This window comes from Microbacterium sp., from assembly GCF_047606385.1.
GTDB lineage: Bacteria > Actinomycetota > Actinomycetes > Actinomycetales > Microbacteriaceae > Microbacterium.
Genome location: NZ_JASGEL010000012.1, coordinates 1 through 11,834, shown reverse-complemented (window position 1 = coordinate 11,834; position 11,834 = coordinate 1). Strand labels below are relative to the sequence as shown.

The window sequence follows — 11,834 nt, the reverse complement described above, 5'->3', positions numbered from 1 at the left end:
GGCGCCCACGCCGCCGCGGTGCTGGCAGCGGTGTGGGCGTGGGCGGAGTCGGGGCCCGGCCGCACGGCCCTGGCCGCGCTGCTCGCCGAGGCGCTCGCCGCGGTGTGAGCCTCGCCGTTCCTCAGCGATTCGCACAATCTCACACGCTCTGCAGCACCCCGGGCTGAGTCTGCGCGAATCGCTGAGGAAACGAGAGACGGATGCGGGTGGACGCGCGCGGGGAGGAGGACGGACCGTCGCCAAGCCTGCGCGTAAACTCGATGCATCATGGCGACTTTCGGCACCCTCTCCGACCGGCTCACCGAGACCTTCCGCAACCTGCGCACGAAGGGCAAGCTCAGCCCCGCCGACGTCGACGGCACCGTCCGCGAGATCCGGCGCGCGCTGCTGGACGCGGACGTCGCGCTGCCGGTCGTCAAGGACTTCACGGCAAAGGTGCGCGAGCGCGCGCTCGGCGACGAGGTCAACCGCGCTCTCAACCCGGCGCAGCAGGTCGTGCAGATCGTCAACGAGGAGCTCGTCGCGATCCTCGGCGGGCAGCAGCGCCGTCTGCAGTTCGCGAAGAACCCGCCGACGGTCATCATGCTCGCCGGCCTCCAGGGCTCCGGCAAGACGACGTTCGCGGGAAAGCTCGCGAAGCAGCTGGAGAAGGACGGCCACACGCCGCTGCTGGTCGCCGCCGACCTGCAGCGGCCCAACGCCGTGAACCAGCTGCAGGTCGTCGCCGAGCGCGCCGGCGCCGCGATCTACGCGCCCGAGCCCGGCAACGGGGTGGGCGACCCGGTGAAGGTGTCCCGCGCCGGCGTCGAGCACGCCAGGCAGAAGCAGCACGACGTCGTCATCATCGACACCGCGGGGCGGCTCGGCGTGGACGCCGAGCTCATGAAGCAGGCCGCCGACATCCGCCGTGCGACAGACCCCGACGAGGTGCTGTTCGTCATCGACGCGATGATCGGCCAGGACGCCGTCAACACCGCCAGAGCGTTCCAGGAGGGCGTCGACTTCACCGGTGTCGTCCTCTCCAAGCTCGACGGCGACGCCCGCGGCGGGGCCGCGCTGAGCGTCGCCAGCATCACCGGCCGTCCCATCATCTTCGCGTCCACCGGCGAAGGACTCGACGACCTCGAGGCGTTCCACCCCGACCGCATGGCCAGCCGCATCCTCGACCTCGGCGACATCCTCACCCTCATCGAGCAGGCGCAGCAGGCCTTCGACGAGGCCGAGGCGATGAAGGTCGCCGAGAAGCTCGCGACCGAGCAGTTCACCCTCGAGGACTTCCTCGAGCAGCTGCAGCAGATGAAGAAGATGGGCTCGATGAAGAAGATGCTCGGGATGCTCCCGGGCATGGGCCAGATGAAGCAGCAGCTCGAGGATTTCGACGAGCGGGAGATCGACCGCACCGAGGCGATCATCCGCTCGATGACGCCGGGCGAGCGTCGCAACCCGAAGGTGCTCAACGGCTCCCGACGGCTGCGGATCGCGCGCGGCTCGGGCATGACCGTCACCGACGTCAACCAGCTCGTGCAGCGATTCGAGCAGGCGGCGAAGATGATGAAGACGGTCGCCCGCGGCGGCGTGCCGAGCATGCCGGGCATGGGGCCGATGGGCAAGCCCGGCGCGTCCAGCAAGCGCGGCAAGCAGGCCAAGGCGAAGGGATCCCGTTCCGGCAACCCCGCGAAGCGCGCGGCCGAGAACGCGGGGATCGCGGCGCAGCCGCAGACGCCGACCGGCTCCGGGTTCGGGCTCGGCGGCGGCAAGGCGCCGGATGCGGCCGACCTCGCCGAGCTGCAGAAGCTCCTCGGCAACCGCTGACGTCGCGCCTAGCCCAGCACCCCCGCCGCTTTCAGCTTCGCCGCCACGACGGCGGCGATGACGCGCTGACCCGCGGCCGTCGGATGCACGTCGTCGTCCTGCATCCACTCCGGGTGACCGGCGAGCGGCTGGCCGACGTCGATGAACACGCCGTCCACCTCGTCGAGGGCCTGCTCGAGGGCGGCGGAGGTGACGTCCACGTCGCCGGGCACATCGGTGTCGTCGTTCCAGATCGTGCTCAGCCCGACGATCAGCGCATACGGCGCGGCGTCGTGGAGCTGCTGGACGGTGTCCTCCGTCGCCACCGCGATCTGGTCGGCCGGCAGGTCGAAGTCGTTGCTGGAGGACTCGATGACGACCAGCTGGGGGGCGAGCGCGGCGACGGCCGGGATGAACCCGGCATAGTCGGTGCCGCAGTCGCCGACGGCGACGAACCCGGTGCCGCCGCACGCGAGGTTGGTGAGCTGCAGCGGCTCCGTGTCGGCCAGCAGAGCCGGCCACGCCTGCGACGTCTCCAGCCCGTACCCCGACATGATCGAGTCCCCGATCATGACCGTGGTCGTCGTCAGCTGCGTCGTCGCGGTCGGCGACGCGAGCGGCGTCGTCGTCGCGATCGGGTCCGTCGTCTCCGCCTCGACCGGGGCGCAGGCTGCGAGCACGACGGCCGTCAGGCCGGCGGCGAGGACGCCGAGCGTCCGTCGCGCACGCAGAGAGATCATGCCCGCACGCTATCGCGGGCTTGCTCGGCATCCGCCGTGAGCGTCAGAGCTCGCGCAACGGCTCCCGGCGGGCAGGGCCGGCGCGGAACTCGCGGATGAGGTGCTGGACCACCTGGCGCAGGTCTCCGTCGGCGGCGTCGGCCACGGCGAGCTGGCGCTCGTAGCTCGCGCCCTGCGACAGGATCGAGGACACCCCGGCGAACTCGCGCGCGCAGGAGAGCTCGTCCGCGGTGTCGCTCAACCGCGCGATGGTCTCGCGGAGATGATCGGTGACCGGCGCGGCGCGGCCGTGCCGGTCGACGATCACCTCCGCGTCGAGCCCGTAACGGGCGGCGCGCCACTTGTTCTCGCGGACGAACCAGGGCTGCAGGATCTCGAGCTCCTCGCCGCGGTCGAGACGGCGGGAGAAGTCCTCCACGAGCACCTGCGTGAGCGCGGCGACGGCCGCCAGCTCGGGCAGGGTCGACATGCCGTCGCACGCCCTCACCTCGACCGTTCCCCAGCGGGGAGCCGGCCGCACGTCCCACCGCACCTCGGTCGCGTCGGCCATGACCCCCGTGGTGACCATGTCGTCGAGGTACGACTCGTACGCCGCCCAGTCCGGCAGCGGCCAGGGCAGGCCCGCCGTGGGGAGCTGCTGGAACACGAGCGCCCGGTTCGAGGCGTACCCGGTGCGCTCGCCCGCCCAGAAGGGGCTGGACGCCGACAGCGCCTGCAGGTGCGGGAGATAGGAGGCCAGCGCCCCCACGATCGGCATGACCTTGTCCACGTCGTCCACGCCGACGTGGACGTGCACGCCCCAGATCATCATGTTGCGGCCCCACCACTGCGTGCGCTCGATGAGCGTGTGGTATCGCGTCTTGTCGGTGACCTGCTGGTCGTACCACTGCGCGAACGGGTGGCTGCCGGCGCACAGCAGCTCGATGCCGCCCGGGTCGGTGACCGACCGCACCGCGGCGATCGCGTCGGCGATGTCGTCGACGGCGACCTCCACGGTGTCGCCGACCCCGCTGGTCACCTCCACCGTGTTCGTCAGCAGCTCCCCGGTCACGGTGAAGCGCTCCGGCGCCGTCACCTCTGCGAGCGCCTCGATCACCTCGGGGGCGCGAGGCACCAGATCACCGGACGCGCCGTCGGCGAGCATCAGCTCCCATTCGATGCCGACCGTGGAGCGGGGAGATGTCGCGAATGGCACCGTCACGCGCTCAGTCTGACACGGGCGTGTCGCGGGTTCGCGGCATCCGTCATCATCTGGCAAAATGGATCCTTGGACTGCTGCCCGACCCTCTATCCGGCCGCGTCCGCCCCCAGAGCTTCCGCCGGGTGTGCACCCCACGCTCCAAGGCGACCAGTTCGTCCACCTTCCACACGTTCAGGAGAATCGTGGCAGTCAAGATCCGTCTCAAGCGTCTCGGCAAGATCCGGGCGCCCTACTACCGCATCGTCGTCGCCGACTCGCGCACCAAGCGCGACGGTCGCGTGATCGAGGAGATCGGCAAGTACCACCCCACCGAGGAGCCCTCGTTCATCGAGGTCGACTCGGAGCGTGCGCAGTACTGGCTCGGTGTCGGCGCGCAGCCGACCGAGCAGGTGCTGGCCATCCTCAAGCTCACCGGCGACTGGGGTCGTCACCAGGGCGACGCCGACGCCGTCTCCACGGTCAAGACCAAGGAGTCCAAGGCGGCGTTCGAGGCCGACACGGCCAAGAAGTCCGTCATCAAGCCGAAGGCCGAGAAGAAGGCCGACGCGCCGGTCGCCGCCCCGGAGCCCGCCGAGGCCGCCGCGGGCGACGAGACCGAAGAGGCGTAGTCGTCGTGCTGGCCGCCGCGCTCGAACACGTCGTCAAGGGGATCGTCGATCACCCGGACGACGTGCGCATCGACTCGTCCACCTCGCCGCGCGGCGAGGTGCTCGAGGTGCACGTGCACCCGGAGGACCGGGGTCGCGTGATCGGGCGTGGCGGTCGCACCGCCAAGGCGCTTCGCACCGTGACCGGCGCGCTCGCCGCCCCCGGTCGGGTGCGCGTCGACGTCGCCGACGACTGATGGCGAGCTCCGCCCGAGCCCCGCAGGGCAAGGCCGCGGCACGCCCGCCGCGGCCGGAGAAGAACCAGCTGCGTGTCGGCCGGCTGGTCAAGGCGCACGGGCTGAAGGGCGCCTTCAAGCTCGAGCTCTACACCGACGACCCCGACGGACGGTTCGTCCCCGGCGCGGTGTTCACCCTCCAGGTGCCGGACTCGTCGCCGTGGTTCGGCAAGACCGTGACGATCCGCGAGTTCCGGTGGATGAACACGCACCCGGTGGTCTTCCTCGAGGGCATCGACGACCGCACCGCCGCCGAAGGGCTCGTGCGGGCGATCCTCTGGATCGACGAGGACCCGGACGCCGGCACCGGCGAGGACGACGCCTGGTACGACCACCAGCTCGTCGGCCTGGAGGTGATCCGGGACGGCGTCGGCGTCGGCCGGGTCGTCCGCGTCGACCACCTCCCGGCGCAGGACCTCCTGATCGTCCGGCACGGTGAGCGCGAGGTGCTCGTGCCGTTCGTCTCGGCGATCGTGCCGGAGGTCGACATCGCCGCCGGGCGTGTCGTCGTCACGCCGCCCGCGGGGTTGTTCGAGGACCTCCCGGCGGAGCCCGACGACGAGGCGCCGGAGGCCGCCGACTGAGCAGATCTCACATCCGTGCGGGCGCGCGGTGAGATCACGGAGACCGTGCGGTAACACCCCGGCACACGCTGCGGAACATCCGTTCGCGATCATCGGGACATGCCTCCCGCAGCGGACACGACCGGCGCGCCCTCCGGCGCGGTGCGCACCGTCTGCTCCTATTGCGGCGTGGGATGCGGCATCACCGTCACCACGACGACGCACGCCGGCGGGAGGGCGCTGGGCAAGGCCGTCGGGGACACCCGGCATCCGACCAACGCGGGCCGCCTCTGCACCAAGGGCGCCACCCATGTCGAGCTGATGGCGGCGCCCGGCCGGATGACCACCGCCCACGTGCGTCCCGCGCGCGGCGAGACGACCGTGCCCACGCCGCGGCATGTCGCGATCGCGGAGGCGGGCAGACGGCTGCGGGAGATCGTCGACGAGCACGGACCGGACGCGGTGGCGGTCTACGTGTCCGGTCAGATGTCGACGGAGGCGCAGTACCTGGCGAACAAGCTCGTGAAGGGATACCTGCGCAGCCGGCACATCGAGTCCAACTCCCGGCTGTGCATGGCCTCCGCCGGCACCGGCTACAAGCAGTCCCTCGGCGCGGACGGGCCGCCCGGCTCCTACGAGGACCTCGATCACGCCGACCTGTTCCTCGTGATCGGCTCCAACATGGCCGACTGCCACCCCATCCTGTTCCTGCGGATGGCGGACCGGCTGAAGCGGGGCGCGAGGCTCATCGTGGTCGACCCGCGCCGCAGCGCGACCGCCGACCGCGCCGACCTGTACCTGCCGATCGCCCCCGGCACCGACCTGGCGCTGCTGAACGGCCTGCTGCATCTGCTCGTGGCCGACGGGCGCATCGACGAGGAGTTCATCGCCGCGCACACCGAGGGCTGGGACCAGCTGGCGGCGCTGCTGGCGGACTATCCGCCGGAACGGGTCGCGGGGATCACCGGGCTGCCCGAGGCCGACATCCGCACCGCGGCCCGCTGGATCGGCGAGGCGGGGGAGTGGATGACCCTGTGGACGATGGGGCTGAACCAGTCCACGCAGGGCACCTGGAACACGAACGCGATCTGCAACCTGCACCTGGCCACCGGCGCGATCTGCCGTCCCGGCAGCGGTCCCTTCTCGCTGACCGGCCAGCCCAACGCCATGGGCGGGCGCGAGATGGGCTACATGGGCCCGGGACTGCCCGGACAGCGGGCCGTGTTCAGCGCGGCCGACCGCGCTTTCGCCGAGGAGGTGTGGCAGCTGGCGCCGGGGACCATCCGGGCCGAGTCCGGCACCGGCACGATCGATATGTACCGCGCGATGGCGGCGGGGGAGATCAGGGCCGCCTGGATCATCTGCACCAACCCGGTGGCCTCGGTGGCCAACCGGCGCACGGTCATCGAGGCGCTGGAGGCCGCCGAGCTGGTGATCGTGCAGGACGTGTTCGAGGCGACGGCGACCGGCGCCTACGCCGACATCCTCCTGCCGGCGTCCCTGTGGGTCGAGGCGGAGGGCGTCAGCGTGTCGAGCGACCGCACCATGACGCTGGTGCAGCGCGCGATCGACCCGCCCGGCGAGGCGCAGCCGGACTGGATGACGATCTGCGACCTCGCCCGGGCGATGGGCTATGACCGGGGCTTCGACTTCACGTCCGCCTCGGAGGTGTTCGACGAGATCCGGCGGTTCTGGAACCCGCAGACCGGATGGGACGTCCGCGGCGTCGACTACGAGCGGCTGCGCCGCGGCCCCGTGCAGTGGCCGGCGCCGCCCGGCGACACCGCCGACCGGCATCCGATCCGCTACCGCAACGACGGGGTGAGCCAGAGCCTGCACCGCGAGGCCGACGGCGGCGTCCCTCGCCTCGCGTTCGCGACGCCGAGCCGTCGCGCCCAGTTCCTGGCACGACCGCACCTGGGGCCTGCGGAGCTGCCCGACGACGACTACCCGATGGTGCTGAACACCGGCCGGCTGCAGCACCAGTGGCACACCATGACCAAGACCGGCAGGATCGCCAAGCTCATGCGGCTGAACCCGGACCCGTTCGTCGAGATCCACCCGCTGGACGCCGAGCGGCACGGCATCGCGGCGGGCGATCAGGTCGAGCTGGCCTCCCGCCGGGGCCGGGCGGTGCTGCCGGCGGTGATCAGCGACCGGGTGCGACCCGGGAACTGCTTCGCGCCGTTCCACTGGAACGACGAGCACGGTGAATACCTCACCGTCAACGCGGTCACCAACGACGCCGTCGACGCCGACTCGCTGCAGCCGGAGTTCAAGTACGCCGCGGTCGCGCTGCGGCGGGTCGGACCGAAGGCGGCGGCGTCGGGCACGGCACCCGAGCTCACGGAGCTCGAGCGCGTCTACGTGGGCGGCTTCCTCGCCGCGCTGGAGGCGGAGCCGCCCGGCGCCGGCTCGCTCCCGGTGCTGCCCGGGTCGGCACCGCTGCGCGACGTTCCGCGCGTCTGGTTCGAGGGCGTGCTGGCCGGCCGGTACTCGCGTGCCGCCGTGCCGGTGGCCGGCCCGGCGGCTCCCGGCCCCACGGCGGAGGAGGTCCTGCTGCTCTGGGGCTCGCAGACCGGCAACGCGCAGGAGATCGCCGAGCGCTGCGCGGCGACGCTGTCCGCCGCCGGTGTGGCGACGCGGACGATGAGCATGGCCGAGGTCGCGCCCGCCGACCTGGCCGGCGCCCGCCGGATGCTGGTGGTGACCTCGACCTTCGGCGACGGCGGGCCGCCCGACAACGCCGCCGGCCTGTGGGACCGGCTGCGCGCCGAGGACGCGCCACGGCTGACCGGGCTCGAGTACGCGGTGCTCGCGATCGGCGACCCGAGCTACGACGACTTCTGCGGGCACGGCCGGGAGCTGGACACGCGACTGCAGGCGCTCGGCGCGACCGCGCTGCTGTCGCGCGTGGACTGCGAGCCCGAGTACGAGGAACAGGCCGCCGCCTGGACCGCCCGGGTGCTGACCGCGCTCGCACCGGGCGCGACGGCCGTGCCGGCGCCGTCCGTGCCCGCGACCCGCCGGCTGTTCACACGTGCGAACCCGGTCCCCGTCCCGCTCGTGACCAACGTCCCGCTCAGCGCGCCGGGATCGGCGAAGGAGGTGCGCAGGTTCGGCTTCGACCTGCGGGACGTCGGCGCCGCCTACGAGGCCGGCGACTCACTCGGGGTCTTCTGCCCGAACCCGCCCGCCCTCGTGGCGGAATGGCTGGAGCTGACGGGCCTCGCACCGCGCACCGTCGTGGCGGTGGACGGCGAGGAGTGCTTCCTCGCGGACGCGCTGGCCACCCGGCTGGACATCACCCGCATCGGCCCGGACCTGCTCGCCTTCGTGGCGGAGCGCACCGCCGACCCCGCTCTGGGCGCCATGCTGCGTCCGGACGCGAGGAGCCGGCTGGCGCAGCACCTGTGGTGCATGCAGGCCGTCGACCTGCTGCGGGACCACCCGGTGCACGCCGATGCCGGCGAATGGATGACGGTGCTCGGCCGACTGCAGCCGCGTCAGTACTCCATCTCCTCGAGCCCCAAGGCGAGCCCGGACGAGGTCGAGCTGACCGTGTCCGTCGTGCGCTTCGAGACCGAGACCGGGCGCCGTCGCGGCGGGGTCGGGTCCTCGTTCCTCGCCGATGCGCCTCCCGGGACGGCGGTGCCGGTGTTCCTGCAGCGGTCCGCGCACTTCCGGCCGCCGGCGGACCCCGACGCGCGCATGATCATGGTCGGGCCCGGGACCGGCGTCGCGCCGTTCCGCGCCTTCCTCCACGACCGGCGCGCCGACGGCCATCGCGGGCCCAACTGGCTCTTCTTCGGGGAACAGCACGAGGCCACCGACTTCTACTACCGCGACGAGCTCGTGGGCATGCGCGACGACGGGTTCCTCACCCGGCTCGACGTCGCCTTCTCACGCGACCAGCGGCAGAAGGTCTACGTGCAGGACCGGATGGAGGAGCACGGCCTCGAGCTCTGGCGCTGGCTGGAGGAGGGCGCCCGCCTCTACGTGTGCGGGGACGCGGCGCGGATGGCGACCGACGTGGACGACACGCTCGCCACGATCATCCGCCGTCACGGCGGCCTCGACGAGGCGGACGCCGCCGCGTACAAGCAGGCGCTCGTCGCCGACGGGCGGTACGTGCGCGACGTGTACTGATCCCTACACTCGAGAGCATGCGCATCGACGTCGTCACGATCTTCCCGGAGTTCTTCGACGTCCTGGAGGTCTCGCTGCTCGGCAAGGCGCGCGAGCGCGGGATCCTCGACGTCCGCGTCCACGACCTGCGCGACTGGACGCATGACCGCCACCGCACCGTGGACGACACCCCCTACGGCGGCGGGGCCGGCATGGTCATGAAACCGGAGCCGTGGGGCGAGGCGCTCGACGCGATCGTGGCGGACGCGGCGTCCGCCCCGCTGTTCGTCTTCCCGTCGCCGGCCGGCGCCCTGTTCCGGCAGGAGGCGGCCCGCGCGTGGTCCCATCGCGACCACATCGTGATCGGCTGCGGCCGGTACGAGGGGATCGACGAGCGCGTGTTCGCGTACGCGGCCACCCTCGGCGACGTGCGGCTCGTGAGCCTCGGCGACTACGTGCTCAACGGCGGCGAGGTCGCCGCCATGGCGATGATCGAGGCGGTCGGGCGTCTGCTCCCCGGCGTGGTCGGCAACCCCGAGAGCCTCGTCGAGGAGTCGCACGAGGACGGCCTGCTGGAGTACCCGTCGTACACGAAGCCGGCTTCCTGGCGCGGGCACGACGTGCCGGAGGTGCTCCTGAGCGGCCACCACGGGCGGGTCGCCGAATGGCGCCGCGAGCAGCAGCTGGAGCGCACCCGGGCTCGGCGTCCCGAGCTGCTGGACGCCGAGCGTCCGGCGTAGGAAGCGCCGGCGCCGCTCAGATGCGCTGCCCGGCGAGGCCGCGCCGCGGGACCGCGTAGACGACCGCGGTCAGCACGAGCAGCACGGCGTAGGCGGCGACGAATCCGGCGAACGCGGCGGTGTAGCCTCCCGTCGCCGTCTGCGACGCGCTGAGCGCCTGCGGGACCAGGAAGCCGCCGTACGCGCCGATCGCCGCGATCAGCCCGAGCGCCGCGGCGCCCTTGCGGCGCATGGCCAGGCCGCCGTCGGCGGCGCGCGCGGCGAACACGTGCGGGATCATCCGATAGGTCGACCCGTTGCCCATCCCGGTCGCCGCGAACAGGACCAGGAAGCAGCCGAGGAAGAGCGGGAAGCTGTGCAGCGGCAGGACGGCGATGAGGGCCAGCGCCCCCAGCGCCATCGCTGCGAACGCCGCCACCGTCATGCGGGCGCCGCCCCACCGGTCGGCGAGCCGGCCGCCGTAGGGGCGCGCGAGCGAGCCGACCAGGGCGCCGAGGAACGCCAGCGAGACGGAGGCGGTGCCGACCTGGAACGTCGAGAGCTCGGGGAACTGGTCCGCCATGAGCTTCGGGAACACGCCGGCGAAGCCGATGAACGAGCCGAACGTGCCGATGTACAGCAGCGCCAGCAGCCACAGGTGCGGCTCGCGCAGCGCCGCGGCCGCGGCGCCGGGATCGGACTTCGCCGACGACAGGTTGTCCATGAACCGCCAGGCGCCCCAGACGGCGACGAGGATCAACGGGATCCACACCCAGCCGGCCAGGGCGATGTTCACGGTGCCGGCGGCGCCGATGGTCACCACGATCGGCACGGCGAACTGGGCCACCGCCGTGCCGATGTTGCCGCCCGCGGCGTTCAGGCCCAGCGCCCACCCCTTCTCCCGCTGCGGGAAGAAGTAGGTGATGTTGGCCATGGAGCTGGCGAAGTTGCCGCCGCCGAACCCGGCGAGGCCGGCGACGACGAGCAGCACGCCGAACGGGGTCTCGGGATGCTGCGCCACGATGCCGAGCAGGACGGCCGGGATCAGCAGCAGGGCGGCGGACACGATCGTCCAGTTCCGGCCGCCGAAGCGCGCCACCATGAACGTGTACGGGAAGCGGAGGGTCGCTCCCACCAGGCTCGGCACCGAGATGAGCCAGAACGCCTGCGACGTGTCGAGGTCGAAGCCGGCCGCGGGCAGCATGACCACGACGATGCTCCAGAGCTGCCAGACGATGAAGCCGAGGAACTCGGCGAAGATCGACCAGCCCAGGTTGCGGCGCGCGATCCGGCGCCCCTGCTCGGCCCAGAACGCGACGTCCTCCGGGTCCCAGCCGTCGATCCATCGTCCGCGGCGACGGACGAGGCGCACCGGCGGGGAGGTCTGCTCGATCGGCTCGGGGAGGGGCGTGGTCGTCGTCATGTTCTCTCCTGACGCAGGCGGTGCACGGGTGGGACGGTCGCCTCCCACGCTAGGAACCACGTGTTTCCACCCGCCTGCCGGGACGATTACCTGTCCGTCACGGTCCGGTCACGTGCGCGCGTGCGGCCCGGTGAGCCGGCCGTCACACGCGCGAAACAGCTCAGCGCCGAGGCTGCGTCGCGGCCAGCTCGGCGCACGCCCGCCGGTAGCGGGCGGCGACGACACGGCCGATCCGCGGGTCCGGCGCCAGCGGGGAGGTCGTCCGGTCGGCGCCGGCGGCGGCGACGATGCCGGCGAAGTGGCCGGGCGCGAGCAGATAGCTCGCCGCGAGCACGCGGGGCGCCCCCGCGGCCCGTGCTGCGACGACCGCGGCCGCGATGCGCGGC

The 11,834-nt window shown here is 72.3% G+C and carries 9 protein-coding genes and 1 pseudogene; 6 read left to right on the top strand and 4 right to left on the bottom strand.

The window, feature by feature from the left end:
• The first annotated feature begins 267 nt into the window (after positions 1-267).
• A complete protein-coding gene (gene ffh, locus QM626_RS01200) occupies positions 268-1,812 on the top strand; it encodes a signal recognition particle protein (protein ID WP_415073068.1) in 1,545 nt (514 codons plus the stop codon).
• Positions 1,813-1,820: 8 nt separating this feature from the next.
• On the opposite strand, the gene QM626_RS01195 is transcribed toward ffh, so the two are convergent.
• Together QM626_RS01195 and QM626_RS01190 are read right to left on the bottom strand one after the other, a co-directional pair.
• On the bottom strand, positions 1,821-2,531 hold the full coding sequence (locus tag QM626_RS01195) for an SGNH/GDSL hydrolase family protein (protein ID WP_415073066.1): 711 nt from the start codon (positions 2,529-2,531) through the stop codon (positions 1,821-1,823).
• A gap of 43 nt (positions 2,532-2,574) precedes the next feature.
• On the bottom strand, positions 2,575-3,732 hold the full coding sequence (locus QM626_RS01190) for a glutamate--cysteine ligase (RefSeq protein ID WP_415073064.1): 1,158 nt from the start codon (positions 3,730-3,732) through the stop codon (positions 2,575-2,577).
• Between the two features lie 182 nt (positions 3,733-3,914).
• On the opposite strand from QM626_RS01190, the gene rpsP reads away from it, so the two are divergent.
• The 5 genes from rpsP (at position 3,915) to trmD (ending at position 10,046) form a co-directional block, all read left to right on the top strand.
• The gene (gene rpsP, locus QM626_RS01185) at positions 3,915-4,340 is read left to right on the top strand and encodes a 30S ribosomal protein S16 (protein ID WP_415073062.1); all 426 of its coding nucleotides are present in this window, start codon (positions 3,915-3,917) and stop codon (positions 4,338-4,340) included.
• A gap of 5 nt (positions 4,341-4,345) precedes the next feature.
• Positions 4,346-4,576: an RNA-binding protein gene (locus QM626_RS01180; RefSeq protein ID WP_415073060.1), complete on the top strand. Its 231-nt coding sequence runs from the start codon at positions 4,346-4,348 to the stop codon at positions 4,574-4,576.
• Complete coding sequence (gene rimM / locus QM626_RS01175) at positions 4,576-5,199, top strand: ribosome maturation factor RimM (RefSeq protein WP_415073058.1); 624 nt, start codon at positions 4,576-4,578, stop codon at positions 5,197-5,199. The genes QM626_RS01180 and rimM overlap by 1 nt, the downstream gene beginning before the upstream one ends.
• 99 nt (positions 5,200-5,298) lie before the next feature.
• Positions 5,299-9,327 carry a molybdopterin-dependent oxidoreductase gene (locus tag QM626_RS01170; protein WP_415073056.1) on the top strand — a complete coding sequence of 1,343 codons (4,029 nt, stop codon included), beginning with the start codon at positions 5,299-5,301 and terminating at the stop codon, positions 9,325-9,327.
• A 17-nt stretch (positions 9,328-9,344) separates the two neighbouring features.
• Positions 9,345-10,046 carry a tRNA (guanosine(37)-N1)-methyltransferase TrmD gene (trmD, locus tag QM626_RS01165; RefSeq protein WP_415073054.1) on the top strand — a complete coding sequence of 234 codons (702 nt, stop codon included), beginning with the start codon at positions 9,345-9,347 and terminating at the stop codon, positions 10,044-10,046.
• A gap of 16 nt (positions 10,047-10,062) precedes the next feature.
• Here the strand turns inward: trmD and QM626_RS01160 are convergent, their stop codons facing one another.
• Both QM626_RS01160 and QM626_RS01155 read right to left on the bottom strand, forming a co-directional pair.
• Complete coding sequence (locus tag QM626_RS01160; RefSeq protein ID WP_415073052.1) at positions 10,063-11,448, bottom strand: MFS transporter; 1,386 nt, start codon at positions 11,446-11,448, stop codon at positions 10,063-10,065.
• A gap of 160 nt (positions 11,449-11,608) precedes the next feature.
• Positions 11,609-11,834, bottom strand: a pseudogene (locus QM626_RS01155) (sirohydrochlorin chelatase); the annotation flags it as partial.

Coding starts and splice junctions, on each gene's coding strand:
- ffh (WP_415073068.1), top strand. CDS start 268: ATGGCGACTTTCGGCACCCTCTCCGACCGGCTCACCGAGACCTTCCGC.
- QM626_RS01195 (WP_415073066.1), bottom strand. CDS start 2,531: ATGATCTCTCTGCGTGCGCGACGGACGCTCGGCGTCCTCGCCGCCGGC.
- rimM (WP_415073058.1), top strand. CDS start 4,576: ATGGCGAGCTCCGCCCGAGCCCCGCAGGGCAAGGCCGCGGCACGCCCG.
- QM626_RS01170 (WP_415073056.1), top strand. CDS start 5,299: ATGCCTCCCGCAGCGGACACGACCGGCGCGCCCTCCGGCGCGGTGCGC.
- trmD (WP_415073054.1), top strand. CDS start 9,345: ATGCGCATCGACGTCGTCACGATCTTCCCGGAGTTCTTCGACGTCCTG.
- QM626_RS01160 (WP_415073052.1), bottom strand. CDS start 11,448: ATGACGACGACCACGCCCCTCCCCGAGCCGATCGAGCAGACCTCCCCG.